16 protein-coding genes are annotated in these 17,689 nt (G+C 60.4%); 8 read left to right on the top strand and 8 right to left on the bottom strand.

The window, feature by feature from the left end:
• Nucleotides 1-233: 233 nt before the first annotated feature.
• The 3 genes from BLS60_RS14645 (at nt 234) to BLS60_RS14635 (ending at nt 3,211) form a co-directional block, all read left to right on the top strand.
• A complete protein-coding gene (locus BLS60_RS14645) occupies nt 234-740 on the top strand; it encodes a disulfide bond formation protein B (RefSeq protein ID WP_092369380.1) in 507 nt (168 codons plus the stop codon).
• A 7-nt stretch (nt 741-747) separates the two neighbouring features.
• A complete protein-coding gene (locus BLS60_RS14640) occupies nt 748-2,049 on the top strand; it encodes a glycosyltransferase (RefSeq protein ID WP_092369377.1) in 1,302 nt (433 codons plus the stop codon).
• Nucleotides 2,050-2,209: 160 nt separating this feature from the next.
• Nucleotides 2,210-3,211: a TRAP transporter substrate-binding protein gene (locus BLS60_RS14635; protein WP_070883733.1), complete on the top strand. Its 1,002-nt coding sequence runs from the start codon at nt 2,210-2,212 to the stop codon at nt 3,209-3,211.
• Nucleotides 3,212-3,270: 59 nt separating this feature from the next.
• Here BLS60_RS14635 and cysG read toward each other — a convergent pair whose 3' ends face one another.
• The 6 genes from cysG to ftsK all read right to left on the bottom strand — a co-directional run bounded on the left by cysG (nt 3,271) and on the right by ftsK (nt 10,831).
• Nucleotides 3,271-4,668, bottom strand: coding sequence for a siroheme synthase CysG (gene cysG, locus BLS60_RS14630; protein WP_092369374.1), 1,398 nt, complete (start codon nt 4,666-4,668; stop codon nt 3,271-3,273).
• A gap of 112 nt (nt 4,669-4,780) precedes the next feature.
• The gene (gene serS / locus BLS60_RS14625) at nt 4,781-6,058 is read right to left on the bottom strand and encodes a serine--tRNA ligase (RefSeq protein ID WP_092369371.1); all 1,278 of its coding nucleotides are present in this window, start codon (nt 6,056-6,058) and stop codon (nt 4,781-4,783) included.
• 16 nt (nt 6,059-6,074) lie between these two features.
• Nucleotides 6,075-6,449, bottom strand: coding sequence for a fluoride efflux transporter CrcB (crcB, locus tag BLS60_RS14620; RefSeq protein WP_092369368.1), 375 nt, complete (start codon nt 6,447-6,449; stop codon nt 6,075-6,077).
• Nucleotides 6,446-7,771 carry a replication-associated recombination protein A gene (locus BLS60_RS14615; RefSeq protein ID WP_092369365.1) on the bottom strand — a complete coding sequence of 442 codons (1,326 nt, stop codon included), beginning with the start codon at nt 7,769-7,771 and terminating at the stop codon, nt 6,446-6,448. The genes crcB and BLS60_RS14615 overlap by 4 nt, the downstream gene beginning before the upstream one ends.
• A gap of 7 nt (nt 7,772-7,778) precedes the next feature.
• Nucleotides 7,779-8,405 (bottom strand): outer membrane lipoprotein periplasmic chaperone LolA, encoded by a 627-nt coding sequence (gene lolA / locus BLS60_RS14610; RefSeq protein ID WP_070883738.1) that lies wholly within the window; start codon nt 8,403-8,405, stop codon nt 7,779-7,781.
• 20 nt (nt 8,406-8,425) lie between these two features.
• The gene (gene ftsK, locus BLS60_RS14605; RefSeq protein WP_092369361.1) at nt 8,426-10,831 is read right to left on the bottom strand and encodes a DNA translocase FtsK; all 2,406 of its coding nucleotides are present in this window, start codon (nt 10,829-10,831) and stop codon (nt 8,426-8,428) included.
• 358 nt (nt 10,832-11,189) lie between these two features.
• Here ftsK and trxB point away from each other — a divergent pair, with 358 nt between their 5' ends.
• The 4 genes from trxB (at nt 11,190) to infA (ending at nt 14,109) form a co-directional block, all read left to right on the top strand.
• Nucleotides 11,190-12,140, top strand: coding sequence for a thioredoxin-disulfide reductase (gene trxB, locus BLS60_RS14600; RefSeq protein WP_092369358.1), 951 nt, complete (start codon nt 11,190-11,192; stop codon nt 12,138-12,140).
• A gap of 47 nt (nt 12,141-12,187) precedes the next feature.
• Nucleotides 12,188-12,889 carry a leucyl/phenylalanyl-tRNA--protein transferase gene (gene aat, locus BLS60_RS14595; RefSeq protein ID WP_092369356.1) on the top strand — a complete coding sequence of 234 codons (702 nt, stop codon included), beginning with the start codon at nt 12,188-12,190 and terminating at the stop codon, nt 12,887-12,889.
• Nucleotides 12,890-12,957: 68 nt separating this feature from the next.
• A complete protein-coding gene (locus BLS60_RS14590; RefSeq protein ID WP_070883741.1) occupies nt 12,958-13,665 on the top strand; it encodes an arginyltransferase in 708 nt (235 codons plus the stop codon).
• Nucleotides 13,666-13,890: 225 nt separating this feature from the next.
• Nucleotides 13,891-14,109 (top strand): translation initiation factor IF-1, encoded by a 219-nt coding sequence (gene infA, locus BLS60_RS14585; protein WP_002553999.1) that lies wholly within the window; start codon nt 13,891-13,893, stop codon nt 14,107-14,109.
• 137 nt (nt 14,110-14,246) lie between these two features.
• On the opposite strand, the gene clpA is transcribed toward infA, so the two are convergent.
• Nucleotides 14,247-16,517: an ATP-dependent Clp protease ATP-binding subunit ClpA gene (clpA, locus tag BLS60_RS14580; RefSeq protein WP_092369353.1), complete on the bottom strand. Its 2,271-nt coding sequence runs from the start codon at nt 16,515-16,517 to the stop codon at nt 14,247-14,249.
• Nucleotides 16,518-16,546: 29 nt separating this feature from the next.
• Entirely contained in the window at nt 16,547-16,909 is a 363-nt protein-coding gene (clpS, locus tag BLS60_RS14575) for an ATP-dependent Clp protease adapter ClpS (protein WP_070883743.1), read from the bottom strand.
• Nucleotides 16,910-17,128: 219 nt separating this feature from the next.
• On the opposite strand from clpS, the gene cspD reads away from it, so the two are divergent.
• Nucleotides 17,129-17,395 carry a cold shock domain-containing protein CspD gene (gene cspD, locus BLS60_RS14570; RefSeq protein ID WP_070883784.1) on the top strand — a complete coding sequence of 89 codons (267 nt, stop codon included), beginning with the start codon at nt 17,129-17,131 and terminating at the stop codon, nt 17,393-17,395.
• The last annotated feature ends 294 nt before the right edge of the window (nt 17,396-17,689 follow it).

The following is a 17,689-nucleotide window of genomic DNA, read 5'->3' as shown; positions in this document are numbered from 1 at the left end:
CGTAGCTGGCCTTTGATGCCCCACGGTTCATGTCCCTGACCGTGGGGCTTTTTTATGATGGGTTGTTCCATGTTGTTTAACCTGTGCCATTGAAGGCGCTAAAGCTGCGGGCATTGTTATGTGTCACTGAAATGATGATTTCCATCGGAATCCTCGATTGCCGCGCACGCCACCTTCCGGTACAAACGGCACCTGATCGCGGTACTGGCCGCCCCGTATTTCTGGAGAACTCCATGTCCCGCTCCACTACGCCCGCCGCGCTGCTGCTGGTGATTGCCCTGGCCAGCGCTGCCATGCTCGCCGGCGCCTTGATCGCGCAGCACATGTTTGGCTGGGAGCCCTGCACGCTGTGCGTGCAGATCCGCCTGTGGCTGGCACTGACAACGCTGCTCGCGCTGCTGCTCAGCGCCGCTGCAGCCGCTCGGCAAACCTGGCTAGCCGTGCTGCTCTGGCCGCTGCTGCTCGCCGCCAGTGGCATGGCATTGATCGACAACGCCCATGTCACGCTGATCGAACTTGGCGTCATGGAAAGCTTCAGCTGCTCGCCCTTCCCGTTCTATTACCAGACCCTGCCGCTGCACGAGTATTGGCCGGGCGTATTCATGAGCGGCGGCATCTGCGGCCAGAACGACTACAAGATTCTCGGCCTGCCTTTCACGGTCTGGACCTTGGCCAGCATCGCCGCGCTGTTCGCTGTGGTGCTGTTCACGCTGTGGCGCAGCATCCGCGGCAAGCGCTGAGCCGCTCATGCGCAAGGTACTGGTCATCGGCTACGTCTGGCCGGAGCCCCGCTCGTCCGCGGCGGGCAGCCGCATGCTCGAACTGCTTGGGGTGTTTCGCGGCGAAGGCTGGCACGTCACATTCGCCAGCGCCGCGGCGCTTTCATCACACCGCGCAGATCTGAGTGAGCTGCAGATCGAGGAAGTAGCGGTTGCGCTCAATTGCGACAGTTTCGATGGCTTTGTCGCGCAGCTGCAGCCGGATCTGGTGCTGTTCGACCGTTTCTTCACCGAGGAACAGTTTGCCTGGCGCGTCGAGCGCGCTTGGCCGACAGCCTTGCGGGTGCTCGACACCAGCGACCTGCACTGCTTGCGTGACACCCGCCACGCCCTGCTCAAAGCCAATCAGCAGGCCTGCGCGAACGAAACTGAGCGATACCAGGTTGGCCCCGTGCAAGCCACGCCGCAGGTGCTGTACGAGGTGATGGCCGACAGCGACATGGCGCAGCGCGAGGTGGCAGCGATCTATCGCTGCGATCTAACGTTGATGATTTCCAGCTTCGAAATGGCGCTCCTGCAGGAGCATTTCGGCGTACCCGCTGCGCTGCTGCACGAGTGCGCGTTGATGCTGATTCCACCAACGCACAATGCACTGCCGTTCGCCGACCGGCAGCACTTTCTGAGCATCGGCAACTTCCGTCATGCGCCGAACTGGGACGCCGTGCTGTGGCTCAAGCACGCCCTGTGGCCCCTGATCCGCGCGCGCCTGCCGCAGGCTCAGTTGCATGTCTACGGTGCTTACCCGCCGCCCAAGGCCACGGCATTGCATAACCCCAAACAAGGCTTTCATGTGCTCGGTTGGGTCGACGATGCGCACCGGGTGATGGCCCAGGCCAGGGTTTGCCTGGCGCCGCTGCGCTTTGGTGCGGGGATCAAGGGCAAGCTGGCCGATGCCATGGCCTGCGGCACTCCCAGCATCACTACGCCAATCGGTAGCGAAGGCATGCATGGCGAGCTGCCCTGGCCGGGTTCTGTTGCCGCCGACGCACATGCGTTCGCCGATGCTGCCGTGCAGTTCTATCAGGACGAAGATCGCTGGGCGCAGGCGCAGCAGCAGGGTCACGTTCTGCTCGATAGCCGCTTTGAGCGCGGCCGTCTTGGCGAAGCGCTGATCGCCCGGCTCGAGGAGCTGTTGATGAACCGTGAGCAGCATCGCCGTGGCAATTTTATCGGCGCCATGCTTCGCCACCATCAGCACAAGAGCACTCAGTACATGTCGCAATGGATTGCCGCAAAAAACGCGGCTACAACGCAGAAAACTGAAGGCTGATAGCAAATCTGCCGAGCGTTCTTCCCCGCCTCAGACGGATGTCACAAATCTGGCGTCATGATTGCAGTAGACTTTGCCAGTAACCAAATCGGTTCTCGCACGGACGCTCCTGCCAACCAGTGTCCGACCTAAAAATAGTCGATAAAAAAAGGTCACCCGCATGTTCAAAAAGATCGCCGTTGCGGCCGCCTGCGCCCTGACGCTCAGTTCCTACGCTGCCCTTGCCCAAGAAGGCCCACTGGTCATCAAGCTCGCCCACGTGGTGACCGACGACACCCCCAAAGGTCAGGGTGCCCTGATGTTCCAGCGCCTGGTCGATCAGCGTCTGGAGGGCAAGGTCAAGGTCGAGGTGTATCCGAACTCCTCGCTGTATGGCGATGCCAACGAGCTGGAGGCGCTGCGCAACAATGACGTGCAGATGCTCGCCCCGTCGCTGGCCAAATTCGACAAGTACACCAAGCAGCTGCAGGTCTTCGATCTGCCGTTCATGTTCGATGACCTGGAAGCCGTCAACCGTTTCCAGAAACGCGCCAAGGGCCGCCAGCTGCTCCGTTCCATGGAAGACCAGAATATTGTCGGCCTGGCCTATTGGCACAACGGCATGAAACAGATGTCGGCCACCAAGGCGCTGCGCCTGCCAGCCGATGCCACTGGCCTGAGCTTCCGTATCCAGAACTCGAATGTACTCGATGCGCAGTTCGCCCAGTTGGGCGCGAAGTCGGTGAAAATGCCGTTCGCCGAGGTCTACAAAGGCTTGCAGAGCGGCCAGGTGCAGGGTGCCGAGAACCCCTGGTCGAACCTGTACAGCCAGCGACTGCACGAGGTGCAGCCGTTCATCACCGAGACCAACCACGGTGTGCTCGACTACATGCTGATCAGCAACGCGCGTTTCTGGTATGGCATCCCTCACCAGATCCGCACCGAGTTGGAGGCCATCATCGACGAGGTCACCTTTGCGGTGAACCGTCAGGCCGAAGAAGCCAACCTGGCTGATCGCCGTCGCATCGAGGCCTCAGGCAAGAGCCAGGTCATTACCCTGACCGCCGAACAGCGTGATGCCTGGCGTGAAGCCATGCGCCCAGTCTGGCAGCAGTTCGAAGCAGAGATTGGCAGCGATGTGATCAAGGCTGCACAAACGGTCAACCGCAAGCATCGCGACTGATGCGTCGGGCAGGCCAGGCGCAATCGCGCCTGGCCTGCATGATTGAAGTCAGAGAATTGTTACAGCCCTGACTGCTGGGCGCCTTCGAACCAGGCCAGTTTTTCCCGCAGCTGCACCACTTCGCCAACGATCACCAACGTAGGCGCATGCACCTCGTGGCGAGCGACCAAATCCGGTAGGTTGGCCAGGGTGCCGGTAAATACCCGCTGATTCTCCGTAGTGCCCTGCTGCACCAGCGCAGCCGGCGTACTGGCCGCTCGGCCGTGAGCGACCAGCTGCTTACAGATGGTCGGCAAGCCCACCAGCCCCATATAAAACACCAACGTCTGGCTTGGCGCGATCAGCTCTGACCAGGGCAGATCGGCGCTGCCATCCTTGAGGTGGCCGGTGACGAAACGCACGGACTGCGCGTGATCACGGTGCGTAAGCGGAATTCCAGCATAGGCCGAACAGCCGCTGGCTGCGGTGATGCCGGGCACGACCTGAAAAGGAATGCCGTGGGCAGCCAATTGCTCGATCTCTTCACCGCCACGACCGAAGATGAACGGGTCGCCCCCCTTGAGGCGCAACACGCGCTTGCCGGATTTGGCCAGGTCAATCAAACGCTGATTGATCTGCTCCTGCGGCACGGCATGGTCGGCGCGGCGCTTGCCCACGTAGATGCGCTCGGCATCGCGGCGGCACAGCTCGATGATCGCCGGCGCGACCAGGCGATCATAGAGCACGACATCGGCTTGCTGCATCAGGCGCAGGGCCCTAAAGGTCAGCAGGTCCGGGTCGCCTGGGCCGGCCCCGACCAGATAAACCTCGCCTAGAGCGCGCGGTGCGGCACCGTTGATCTTGTCTTCCAGCATACGTCGGGCTTCGCCGAGTTTGCCGGCGAAAACGCTTTCGGCGATCTGCCCTTGAAACACGTCTTCCCAGAACACGCGGCGCTGCTGCACATCCGGAAACAGGCTCTTGACCTGCGCGCGAAAGATCTTCGCCAAGCCGGCCAGCTGACCGTAAGTGGCCGGAATCCACGTTTCGATTTTGGCGCGAATCAACCGCGCCAACACCGGCGCATCGCCGCCGCTGCTGATGGCTACGATCAACGGCGAACGGTCGACAATGGCCGGAAAAATCACGCTGCACAGTGCTGGCGCATCGACCACATTGACTGGAATGCCAAGCGCCTGTGCCTGTTCGGATATCTGCGCGTTGAGTGGCACATCATCAGTCGCTGCAATGACCAGCGACACGCCTTGCAAATCGCTCGGCAGATAACCGCGCACCAGCAGTTCGCCAGCGCCATGTTCGACCAGCTCACGCAACTCCGCGCCAACCTCAGGGGATACCACGCGCAACAGTGCGCCGGCATCCGCCAGCAGACGCGCCTTGCGCAAGGCGACCTCGCCGCCGCCGATCACCAGAGCGCGACGACCCTGCAGTTTGTGGAACAGAGGAAGAAAGTCCATGACGAAGCCCGTTACAGTCGTCCGCAAGTGACGATGTGAAAATAATGACCCCGAGATCAACTCGGGGTCAGCGTGCCTACCGGAAACTATCGACTGGCGTCGACGGTACGCCTCAGATGACCTCGATACCACCCATGTACGGCTTCAGCACATCGGGCACCCGGATGGTGCCATCGGCCTGCTGGTAATTTTCCAGCACCGCAACCAACGTGCGACCCACCGCCAGGCCGGAGCCGTTGAGGGTGTGCAGCAGCTCCGGCTTGCCGGTTTCCGGGTTGCGATAGCGTGCCTGCATACGGCGGGCCTGGAAGTCGCCGCAGTTGGAGCACGAGGAAATTTCGCGGTACTTGTCCTGGCTCGGCACCCAGACTTCCAGGTCGTAGGTTTTGGTCGCGCTGAAGCCCATGTCGCCGGTACACAACGCCAACACCCGATACGGCAGTTCGAGCAGTTGCAGCACCTTTTCGGCATGGCCGGTCAGTTCTTCCAGCGCGTCGAAGGATTTGCCCGGCTCGACCACGTGGACCATTTCGACCTTGTCGAACTGGTGCTGGCGAATCATGCCGCGGGTATCACGGCCCGACGCACCGGCTTCGCTGCGGAAGCACGGAGTGTGGGCAACGAACTTCAGCGGCAGCTCCTTGGCGTCGACGATTTCACCGGCAACGATGTTGGTCAACGACACTTCAGCAGTCGGGATCAGATAGAAATCGGCCTCGCCCTCGCGGCTGATCTTGAACAGGTCTTCCTCGAACTTCGGCAGTTGGCCGGTGCCCTGCAGCGCTGGTGCCTGCACCAGATAAGGCGTGTAGGCCTCTTCGTAGCCATGCTCGGCGGTGTGCAGGTTGATCATGAACTGAGCCAGGGCGCGGTGCAGACGGGCGATCGGGCCGCGCAGCAGGGCAAAACGTGCGCCGGACAGTTTGGCGGCGGTTTCGAAGTCCAGCCAGCCGTGCTGTTCGCCGAGGCTGACGTGATCCTGCACGGCGAAGTCGAATGCCTTGGGCGTGCCCCAGCGGCGAACTTCGACGTTATCGTCTTCGTCAGCACCGACCGGTACCGACTCGTGCGGCAGGTTGGGAATGCTCAGCAGCAAGTTGTCCAGCTCGACCTGGATGGCGTCCAGCTCGCGCTTGCCCTCCTCCAGCTCGCTGCCCATGCGGTCGACGTCGGCCAGCAGCGGTGCGATATCTTCGCCGCGCTGCTTGGCCTGGCCGATGGACTTGGATCGACTGTTGCGCTCTGCCTGCAATTGCTCGGTACGGGTCTGAACGGACTTGCGTTGCGCCTCGAGGGCTTCGACGCGGGTCACGTCCAGTTCATAGCCACGGGTGGCCAGACGCTGGGCAATATCGTGCAGTTGGCTGCGCACCAGTTTGGAATCGAGCATTTCAGGTTCTCGTCGATCAGAGTTTGGTTAGCGAAAGGCCTGCCCAGGTTGCGAGCAGGCCGCCCAGCACACTTACCGCCACGTAGCCCAGGGCCAGCGGGGCCTGGCTGCTTTCCAGCAGGCGCAGGGTGTCCAGGGAAAATGAAGAAAAGGTCGTGAAACCGCCGAGGACACCGACGATCAAACCTGCCCGAACTGCCGCTGGCACCTCGGGGCGTAGCAGAAACAGCCCGTAGAGTACCCCGATCAGCAGGCAGCCGACGAGGTTCACCAGCAGGGTTGCGCTATAAAAATGCTGTGGCCAGTGTGCATTCACCCAGTTGCCGACGGTGAAGCGCAGCAATGTCCCGAACGCTCCGCCCAGCGCAACGGCAAGCAAGGTGAGCATCATGGTTTTCTCCGCTGACGCGGGCTGTTGGCGTCCTGTTCGGCGAGGTGCGCGAGTTTGTCGCGAATTTTCAGCTCCAATCCACGGGGGACGGGCTGGTAGTAACGGCGCGGTTCAAGGTCGTCAGGAAAGTAATCCTCGCCCGCGGCATAGGCGTCCGGCTCGTCATGGGCGTAACGATATTCGTCGCCATAGCCCAGCTGTTTCATCAATTTGGTCGGGGCGTTGCGCAGGTGCAGCGGAACTTCACGGGAGCCGTTTTCGGCGACATCACGTTTGGCCGCATTGAAGGCGCTGTAAACCGCATTGCTTTTGGGCGCGCAAGCGAGGTAGACGATGGCCTGCGCCACCGCGAGCTCACCTTCCGGGCTGCCCAGGCGCTCCTGCACGTCCCAGGCGTTCAGGCACAGCGTGAGCGCGCGCGGATCGGCGTTGCCAACCTCTTCGCTGGCCATGCGCACCACGCGGCGAGCGATGTACAACGGATCACAGCCGCCATCAAGCATGCGTGTGAACCAGTACAGCGCGCCGTCCGGGCTGGAGCCACGAACCGACTTGTGCAACGCAGATATCTGGTCGTAGAACGCTTCACCGCCTTTGTCGAAACGGCGCCGGGTATCGCCGAGCAGATCGAGCAGCAGTGCGCTGCTGATTTCGCCGCCGTCATCCGCCAGGTCTGCAGCGTTTTCGAGAAAATTGAGAAAGCGCCGACCATCACCATCAGCGGCGCTCTTGAGAATCTCGAAGCTCTCGTCAGGCACGCTCAGGTGGCGCTCGCCCAACCCCTTCTCTTCGCTCAATGCGCGGTCGACCAGCTTGCGCAGCGCGGCATCGTCCAGGCTCTTGAGCACATAGACGCGGGCGCGCGACAGCAAGGCATTGTTGAGTTCGAATGAAGGGTTTTCGGTAGTCGCGCCGATGAAGATCAGCGTGCCGTCTTCGACATACGGCAGAAATGCATCCTGCTGCGACTTGTTGAAGCGATGCACCTCGTCGACGAACAAGATGGTGCGCCGCCCATATTGAGCGGCATGTTGCTGAGCGACCTCGACGGCTTGGCGGATTTCCTTGACCCCGGAAAGCACCGCGGAAATGGTCTCGAAATGCGCGTCGGTAACCTGGGCCAGCAATCGGGCCAGGGTGGTCTTGCCGACGCCGGGTGGGCCCCAGAAGATCATCGAATGCAGGGCGCCCTGCTCCAGCGCTTCGCGCAGCGGCTTGCCACGAGCCAGCAGGTGTTCCTGGCCAACGTACTCGTCCAGTGTGGTCGCCCTTAAACGGGCGGCCAGCGGCTGGGCGACGGGCGCACTGCGAAACAGATCCACGACTTACCTACTCTTGAATGACGTCTGCACCCTCGGGGATTTCAAAGCTGAACTGCTTGTCATCCAGGGGCTCGTTCATTTTCACGCTCATGAACAGAATGTTGGTGCGCTGGCCGATACTGTCGATCAGCTGCATGTCGTTGAGCACGCCATTACGGAACGACAAGCGCAGGCTGTCGAACAGGGTGTCCTTGGACTTCGGCTTGAGGATGAAGTCGACCACGCTGCCACCTTCCTTGAAGGTGATCTCGAAGTTCTCGCGGATCTGCGAAACATCGCCGGAGAGCAGCAAGGCTGGTGTGTGGGTCAGGCGCTGGTCAAGCGACTGGATGGTCACTTGCTCCAGGTCCGGGTCATACAGCCAGACCTGCTTGCCATCGGATACCAGCAGCTGTTCCATCGGCTCGTCGGTGTGCCAGCGGAACAGGCCTGGGCGCTTCAGTGCCAATTCACCGGCAGTTTCCTGCAGCTGGGTGCCGCTGCCATCGAGCGACAGCTGAGAAAAGCGCGCAGTGATGGTCTGCGCCTGGTTGAGCAGCTGAGTCAGGCGCTTTACGGCGGCCTCATCGTCAGCGTGGGCAAACAGGCTCGCGGTACTCAGCACAGCGAGCAACATCAGGCGAATCAGGCGCATGTGAATCCTCTATCAGGGAATTAGTCGCGGTTCGCGCTGGGCGCAATCACTTCGCGTGAACCGTTGGTGTTCATCGGCGTTACCACGCCGGCCATTTCCATCGCCTCGATCATGCGTGCGGCGCGGTTGTAGCCGATCTTCAACTTGCGCTGCACCGAGGAGATGGATGCACGGCGGCTTTCCAGTACGAAGTTGACCGCTTCGTCGTACAGCGGATCGGACTCGCTGTCGTCACCTTCGGAACTGCCACTGCCGCCATCGAAGCCACCGCCGCCTTCTTCCGCACCGGCCAGAATGTCTTCGTTGTAATCCGGAGCGCCGCGCAGCTTCCACGCTTCGACCACGCGGTGCACTTCTTCGTCAGAGACGAACGCACCGTGTACGCGGATCGGCAAGCTGGTGCCCGGCGGCATATACAGCATGTCGCCGTGGCCGAGCAGCTGTTCGGCGCCGCCCTGATCGATGATGGTGCGCGAGTCGATCTTGCTGGATACCTGGAACGCCATGCGGGTTGGAATGTTGGCCTTGATCAGACCGGTGATCACATCCACCGAAGGGCGCTGAGTGGCGAGAATCAGGTGGATACCAGCTGCCCGCGCTTTCTGGGCGATACGGGCGATCAGCTCTTCGACCTTCTTGCCGACGATCATCATCATGTCGGCGAATTCGTCGACCACCACCACGATGGTTGGCAGCGTTTTCAGTAGAGGCGCTTCGTCTTCCATGCTTTCGCGGCGGTACAGCGGATCGGAAAGTGGCTCGCCAGCCTCAATGGCATCCTTCACCTTGCGGTTGAAGCCCGCCAGGTTACGCACGCCCATCTTCGACATCAGCTTGTAGCGGCGCTCCATCTCGGCGACGCTCCAACGAAGGGCGTTGGCCGCCTCTTTCATGTCGGTAACCACTGGGCACAGCAGGTGAGGAATACCTTCGTAGATCGACAACTCGAGCATTTTCGGGTCGATCATGATCATCTTGGCGTCTTCCGGCCCCGACTTGAACAGGATCGACAGAATCATCGCGTTCACGCCCACCGACTTACCGGAACCGGTGGTACCGGCGACCAGCAGGTGCGGCATCTTCGCCAGATCGGTGATCACCGGCTTGCCGCCAATGTCGTGGCCTAGCGCCAGGGTAACCGGTGACTTGGCGTCGTCATATTCTGGGGTCGACAGGACTTCGGAGAAGCGCACGATCTGGCGGTTCTCATTGGGGATTTCGATGCCGACGGTGGTCTTGCCAGGGATCACTTCTACTACCCGCACGCTGGTCACTGCCAGCGAGCGCGCCAGGTCCTTGGCCAGGTTGGCGATGCGGCTGACCTTGACGCCGGCTGCAGGCTGAATTTCGTAGCGGGTAATCACCGGACCTGGGTGAATCGAGTCAACCGATACCTCGACGCCGAATTCCTTGAGCTTGATCTCCAGCAGATGACCGACGCCTGCCAACGACTCGGGCGAGTACTCGATCTTCTTGGCTTCAGCCGGGTCGAGCAGCGAGATCGGCGGCAAGGTGCCTTCCACGGCGCTGTCGATAAACAGGGGCGTCTGCTTTTCTTTCTGTACGCGCTTGCTTGGCTCAGGTGCTCTGGGGGCAGCTGGTGCGGAAATCACCGGAGCGGGACGGCTTTCGCGCTCGATCATGTGCTTGCTGAGCGCCTCTTCACGCTCGATCAGGCGTTCCTTGACCTTGGCTTGCTCGCGGCGATCACGTACCACGGGGGCAGCCACGTCGTGGACGCGCTCATCCACTTCGCGCAGTTGCGCAACCAGTTGCTTGCGCTCCTGACGCGAACTCCACCAGCGATTGACCACGCTCTGTACCAGCTCCAGCAGGTCCAGGGTGATTTTGCCGGTCAGGTCCATGACCTTGAACCACGACAAATCGGTAAAGACGGTCAGGCCAAACAGAAAAAGGGCGATGAACAGCAGCGTGCTGCCCTGCACGTTCAGTGCGGCGACCGTCAGCTGGCCCAGGCTTTCACCGAGCGCCCCACCTGCTGACGCCGGCATGCCTGCTGCGCCCTGAAAATGTATATAGGCCAGCGCAGCGCCTGAGAGCACAAGAAATACCAGGCCGATCAGGCGCCAGGAGAACAGCCAGCCACTCCAGTGCCAAGGCTCGTGCCGCGCACGGAATACCTGCAGCGTTTTAAAGCCCAGTAGCAACGGGAACAGGTACGCGAAATAGCCGAGCGCCATGAACAGCACATCAGCAAACCAGGCGCCTGCACGGCCGGCAGCGTTCTGCACCTGCTCGACATTACTGGTGTGGGTCCAGCCCGGATCAGCAGGGTCGTAGGTGAGCAGTGCCATCCACACGTAGAGGCACAACGCACCAAGGGCGATCAGTGCACCCTCTTTGAGGCGATATGGGAGTTGTTGACGCCAGACTGGCACCGCTGCTGTAGAGCTAGAATTCTTCAAAACGCATCTGTTCCTGCGCCGTTAGCGCGCCGAATGAACGGTGGAGGACGAAATGCAGCCATTGTACGGCATGCCCTGCCAGTAATGGGCTGCTGATGGTTGCGTCCAGGCCTTGTGAACGACCGGCAAGCGACGGATGGCCAAGGCTGCAAATAGCCAAAAAGTCCCGTACTCACCCAGCGGATGGACACCTGGTGCCGCGCGTGGGCGTCACCTGATAGAACATCGCCGTTTTCATCAGCCTGGCTGGCTCCCGCTCGCTTCATGCTTCGGTGTAGCATAGCGGCCATCATTTCGTCCGTGCGGCTCAATTTGAGCACGCATTCTCTTTTGTGACAAAGGCTTATGAGGTGTTTTTATGAGCGAAGTCAAGCACTCCCGCCTGATTATCCTGGGCTCCGGCCCTGCCGGCTACAGCGCTGCTGTTTATGCGGCCCGCGCCAACCTGAAGCCGGTTGTCATCACCGGTATACAGCCAGGCGGACAGCTGACCACCACCACCGAAGTGGACAACTGGCCGGGTGATGTCGAAGGGCTGACTGGTCCGGGGCTGATGGAGCGGATGCAGAAGCATGCCGAGCGCTTCGAAACCGAGATCATCTACGACCACATTCATACCGCCGAGTTGCAGAGCCGACCGTTTACCCTCAAAGGTGACAGTGGGACCTATACGTGCGATGCGCTGATCATTGCCACCGGCGCTTCGGCGCAGTACCTGGGCCTGCCATCAGAAGAAGCCTTCGCCGGTAAAGGCGTTTCGGCCTGTGCCACCTGCGATGGTTTCTTCTACCGCAACCAGGTAGTCGCGGTGATTGGTGGTGGCAACACCGCAGTCGAGGAAGCGCTTTACCTGTCCAATATCGCCAAGGAGGTGCATCTGGTGCACCGCCGCGACAAGCTGCGTTCCGAGAAGATTCTCCAGGACAAGCTGTTCGACAAGGTCGCCAACGGCAATATGCGCCTGCACTGGAACCACACCCTGGACGAGGTGCTGGGTGATGCGACTGGCGTGACCGGCGCGCGCCTGCGTAGCACGCAGGACGGCAGCACCACCGACCTGCCGCTGGCCGGGGTATTCATCGCCATCGGCCACAAACCCAATACCGATCTGTTCCAGGGGCAGCTGGAAATGCGTGATGGCTACCTGCTGATCAAGGGCGGCAACGAGGGCAACGCTACCGCCACCAGCATCGAAGGCGTATTCGCCGCTGGCGATGTTGCCGACCATGTCTACCGCCAGGCCATTACTTCGGCCGGTGCTGGCTGTATGGCCGCTCTCGACGTCGAAAAATTCCTCGACGACAACTGACCATTCCGGGCGGGAATCCCCCGCCCTCCCCTGCCGCGGTTTCGCCGATGCTTACCTGGTTGCAACGTGAGTCACTGACCTTTCCGCCCCTCGACAATGCCTTGCGCGAGCCGAATGGCCTGCTGGCCGCGGGTGGTGACCTGCGTGCCGAGCGCCTGATCGCCGCCTACCGGCATGGCTGCTTCCCTTGGTATCAGGAGGGTCAGCCACTGCTGTGGTGGTCACCGGATCCACGCACCGTGCTGTTCCCCGGCGAGCTGCATGTGTCACGCAGCTTGCGTAAGGTCATCCGCCAGGGACGTTATCGCGTGAGCATGGATCAGGCGTTTCAGAGCGTCATCCAGGCCTGCGCTGCGCCGCGCGATTACGCTGACGGCACCTGGATCACCACGCCCATGCAGCACGCCTACATCGACCTGCACCAGCGCGGCCTGGCTCACAGCGTGGAGGTTTGGCAGGACGAGCAACTGGTCGGCGGGCTCTACGGGTTGGCCATGGGTAAACTGTTCTTTGGTGAGTCGATGTTCAGCCGTGCCGATAACGCATCCAAGGTCGGCTTCGTCACGCTGGTAGAGCGTCTGAAGGCCTGGGGATTCGAGCTGATCGACTGCCAGATGCCAACCCAGCATCTGCACAGCCTGGGCGCGCGCGCCATCACTCGCGCCGAGTTCGCTGGTTACCTGCAGCGCTTTCTCGACCATCCCCCTGGCGGCGAATGGCCGACCCTGTCGGTGCGAGCCGACGGGTGACCTTTGCATTGTGGTCGGCCTTGATGAGCTGACATACACTCACTGAAGGACAATTTCGGGATTCGACCATGACCGAGCTGGCTCGCCTGAAGTTCTATGCCACTCAGCCGCATCCGTGCAGCTACCTCTCCGAGGAGCAGGCTACTACGCTGTTTCTCGATCCCAGCCAGCCCATGGATGCGAGCACCTATGCCGAGCTCTCCGAGCTGGGCTTTCGACGCAGTGGCGATCACCTCTACCGCCCGCACTGTCAGCGCTGCTCGGCCTGTGTCCCGGCACGGGTTCCAACCGCACCCTTCGCGCCCAATCGTCAGCAACGCAAAATCATCAAGCGCAACGACTCCATTCAGGTTCGCGGCGTCAGGCCGTTGTTCAGCGAGGAGTATTATCAGCTCTACGCGCGCTATATCGAGCAGCGCCATGCCGACGGTGACATGTACCCGCCCAATCGTGAGCAATTTTCCACGTTTCTGGTGCGTGATTTGCCTTTTTCGTGCTTTTACGAATTTCGTGATCAAGGCCGGCTGCTGGCGATCGCCGTCACCGACGTGCTGCCCAATGGATTATCAGCCGTTTACACCTTTTATGATCCGGACGAGGAGCAGCGCAGCCTGGGGCGCTTTGCCATTCTCTGGCAGATAAACGAGGCTCGTCGGTTGGGCTTACAGGCCGTGTACCTGGGGTACTGGATTAAAAACTGCCGGAAGATGAACTACAAAACGCAATATCGGCCCATCGAGCTATTCGTCAATCAGCGCTGGGTGGCGCTCACCTGAGGCCTCGCATCAGTCTGTCGGCAGGACTAATGCCGGTGCCTTTTGAGAAGCCAACCTCATAACGCCACGCCATTTGTCTGGCCAATTAGTGGATAAGCTATCTAGCTTGCGCTGAAACAGGTAGAGACCCTTGGCGTCAACCCTGTTTTTCGGGCACAATGCATGCCGCTTTTGCCTGGGGCCAGTTGCGCCGGGCCATTCATTGGATACCGAGGGCTTTACTGCATGTCGAAAGAAGACAGCTTCGAAATGGAAGGCACTGTCGTCGACACCCTGCCCAACACCATGTTTCGCGTGGAGTTGGAAAACGGGCACGTCGTTACCGCGCACATCTCCGGAAAGATGCGCAAGAATTACATCCGCATTCTGACTGGTGACAAGGTGCGCGTAGAGCTGACACCTTACGATCTGAGCAAGGGTCGTATCACCTACCGCGCCCGCTAACAGGCAGGAAGCAACGCTTCCCACCTTCAGTAACGCGCTAACGAAAACGCCCGGCATATGCCGGGCGTTTTCGTTTTTGTAGCACTGCAAGCCTGCCAGCTTGGCGGGCTCGTACAGAGCCCGCCAAGTGAGTCTTCTCAGGCCATTTCCGCTGTGGTCTCGAAGTCGAACGTCAGCTCTCCGTTCACAAGATTCACATGGACGGTACCGCCATGCTCGGATAGCTCGCCGAAGAGGATTTCTTCTGCCAGCGGACGCTTGATCCGATCCTGGATAAGCCGCGACATCGGCCGCGCCCCCATCTGCACGTCGTAACCCTGCTCTGCCAGCCAGTCACGTGCAGCATTGCTGACCTCGAGCATGACGCGCTTGTCCTCGAGCTGTGCCTGTAGCTCGATGAGAAACTTGTCGACGATGCTCTTGATCGTTTCATGGCTGAGACGACCGAACTGGATGATGGTATCCAGACGGTTGCGGAACTCCGGCGTGAAGCTCTTCTTGATCACTTCCATGGCATCGGACGAGTGATCCTGATAGGTGAAGCCAATCGACGCGCGTGCTGCTGTTTCGGCGCCGGCGTTGGTGGTCATGATCAAAATCACGTTGCGGAAGTCCGCCTTGCGCCCGTTGTTGTCGGTCAGCGTACCGTGGTCCATGACCTGCAGAAGCAGGTTGAAGACTTCCGGGTGCGCCTTCTCGATCTCATCGAGCAGCAGCACGCAATGCGGCTGCTTGGTGATTGCCTCGGTCAGCAAGCCGCCCTGGTCGAAACCGACATAGCCGGGTGGTGCACCGATCAGGCGGGAAACGGTATGCCGCTCCATGTACTCGGACATGTCGAAACGTACCAACTCCACACCCAGCGCCTTGGACAGCTGACGTGCCGCCTCGGTCTTGCCAACGCCGGTTGGGCCTGCGAACAGGAAAGAGCCCACGGGCTTGTCCGGCGCCTTGAGGCCTGCACGCGAGAGCTTGATAGCCGTCGCCAGCGAGTCGATGGCAGCGTCCTGACCGAATACGGTCAGTTTCAGGTCGCGCTCCAGATTACGCAGCAGTTCCTTGTCGGAGCTGCTGACGTGCTTTGGTGGAATCCGCGCGATTTTCGCGACGATGTCTTCGACCTGAGGCACGTCGATACGCTTGAGGCGTTTGTCCTGCGGCTGCAGGCGCTGGAAGGCACCCGCTTCATCAATCACATCGATGGCTTTATCCGGCATATGACGATCATTGATGTAGCGAGATGCCAACTCAGCAGCCGCACGCAACGCCTCGTCGCTGTACTCGATGTCGTGGTGCTGCTCGAAACGACCTTTTAGCCCGCGAAGAATACCGATGGTGTCCTCCACGGAAGGCTCGACCACGTCGACCTTCTGGAAGCGCCGTGCCAGCGCACGGTCTTTTTCGAAGATGCCGCGAAACTCCTGGAAGGTGGTGGAGCCGATACAGCGGATTTCACCGGACGACAGCGCCGGCTTGAGCAGGTTGGATGCGTCCATCACACCACCCGAAGCCGCGCCGGCACCGATGATGGTGTGAATCTCGTCGATGAACAGGATCGCTTGAGGACGCTTGCGCAGTTCGGTAAGCAGCGCCTTGAGGCGCTTCTCGAAGTCGCCACGGTACTTGGTGCCTGCCAGCAGCGCGCCCAGGTCGAGGGAGTACACCACGCTGTCAGCGAGCAGATCAGGTACCTGATTGTCGACGATGCGCTTAGCCAGGCCCTCGGCAATGGCCGTCTTGCCCACGCCTGCCTCACCGACCAACAACGGGTTGTTCTTGCGGCGACGGGCAAGAATCTGCGCGACGCGCTCGACTTCATTCTCACGGCCGACCAGCGGATCGATGCGGCCCTGACGGGCCAGTTCGTTCAGGTTGCTGGCATAGGCATCCAGCGGATTGCTCGACGACGAGGACTCACCGCCCTCCTCATCCTGCATTTCCTGCTCGGATTCTGGAGACGTGCCATGCCCCGGCACCTTGGAGATGCCGTGGGCGATGAAATTGACCACGTCGATGCGCGCCACGCTCTGCTGCTTGAGCAGAAACACGGCCTGGCTTTCCTGCTCGCTGAAGATCGCAACCAGTACGTTGGCGCCGGTTACTTCACGCTTGCCGGAACTCTGTACGTGGAATACCGCCCGCTGCAGCACGCGCTGGAAACCCAATGTCGGTTGGGTTTCACGCTCTTCATCATGCTGGGGGATCAGCGGCGTGGTGGAATCAATGAATTCCTGCAGGTCGCTGCGCAGTTTGTCCAGACTGGCGCCACAAGCGCGCAACACGCTGGCTGCAGCTTCGTTGTCCAGTAGAGCCAACAGGAGGTGCTCAACCGTCATGAATTCATGACGCTTGGCGCGTGCCTCCTTGAAGGCCAGGTTGAGGGTGACTTCGAGCTCTCGATTTAACATAGCTTCACCTCATGCCCAAGCGGCCGGCGTTAACCGTCCTTCTCGATTTCACAGAGTAATGGATGCTGGCTTTCACGCGCGTATTGGTTGACCTGTGTGGCCTTGGTCTCGGCGATGTCACGGGTATAGAGCCCGCACACTGCCCGACCTTCGGTATGCACCGTCAACATGATTCTGGTCGCCACCTCGCGATTGAGGTTGAAGAAGGTCTCGAGTATTTCGACCACGAAATCCATGGGGGTGTAGTCATCATTGAACAAGATCACCTTATAAAGCGGAGGCGCCTGCAATGCCGGCTTGGACTCCTCGACGGCTAGTCCCGACGAGTCGTCGTCATGCGGTGCGGGTCGATCCTGATTGAATGTTAGTCGAATCTGGCTACTTGCATGCATGCTGGATAAAAGGTTCGTGGGTGAATGATGGCAGGTCACAAAACGGGACCCGTTTATCGTTGCTTTGCGCGTTGCCTTGACTATCGGCAAAAGGGTGTTAAAACCAAAGCATACCCATACGGGGTGGAGGGGCTTGCGCTCGAGTGAGTCATCATGCGAACGCGGGATCTAATGTGGATGATACTCCAGCAATGGAGTTCCTTGCAGAGGGATATCAGCATGCTAAGTGGTAAGGTCAAGTGGTTCAACAACGCCAAAGGCTATGGGTTCATCCTGGCCGATGGCCGAGATGAGGACCTGTTCGCCCATTACTCGGCCATCCAGATGGACGGATACAAGACGCTGAAAGCTGGGCAAGCCGTAAGCTTCGATATTATTCAGGGCCCCAAAGGCCTCCACGCCGTGAACATCAGCGCTGCGCAGGCGACCGCCGAAGTCGCCACCACCGCCACTAGCAGGGTGCGCGAACAAACAGTCGAGGTTTGACTGCCACGTGGTACGAAAAAGCCGGTCGCACGACCGGCTTTTTCGTATTTGCTTGCTTATCAGGGGGCTCGTCTTCTCCCCCGGTCGGTGATCGTGCAGGACTTTAATCGTATTGACGCGGTGACAGCTCGGGCAGTCCACTTGCCAAGTCAGCCGAACCGTAGCGCTCGCCGCCCAGATGCAGTGAAACGGCGCAGCAGGTATTCAAAACCATCCATCTGGTTATGCGGCATCAAGGCAGCACGGGCAACTTGGTCACTGCCATCGACCGCGGGTTTGATATACTCGGGCGCT

The sequence above is a fragment of the Phytopseudomonas seleniipraecipitans genome, assembly GCF_900102335.1.
GTDB lineage: Bacteria > Pseudomonadota > Gammaproteobacteria > Pseudomonadales > Pseudomonadaceae > Aquipseudomonas > Aquipseudomonas seleniipraecipitans.
The sequence above is the reverse complement of the archived record's forward strand: the minus strand, read 5'-3'. Positions and strand labels throughout refer to the sequence as shown.